Origin of the sequence: Longicatena sp. 210702-DFI.1.196 (assembly GCF_020563125.1) — a bacterium.
In the GTDB taxonomy this organism is placed as follows: Bacteria; Bacillota_I; Bacilli_A; order Erysipelotrichales; family Erysipelotrichaceae; genus Longicatena; species Longicatena caecimuris.
The window spans coordinates 1-218 of sequence record NZ_JAJCPX010000154.1 but is presented as its reverse complement, the minus strand read 5'-3'; the positions used below and the strand labels follow the sequence as shown (position 1 = coordinate 218).

At 63.3% G+C, this 218-nt stretch carries 1 pseudogene; it reads right to left on the bottom strand.

The annotated features are described in order from the left end of the window. Positions 1 to 218, bottom strand: a pseudogene (locus LI241_RS15750) (hypothetical protein); the annotation flags it as partial.

Genomic DNA, 218 nt, shown 5'->3' with positions numbered 1-218 from the left:
CTGTCAGCAGCACCGACCAGCCGAAAGTCTTGACGACGACACTGGTGAGCATCGGGACCGTCACGATCGCGAGAAGCGCCCCGCGAACGAAACCGGGCCCGCGCGTGATTGCCAAGGCGAGCGGATAGCCGATCAGTGCCGCTACGATGGTTGTCGCCAGCGCGAGCCCCAACGTGCGCAAGATCAGCTTGCCGTATTCACTACACCGCTCTACGGCA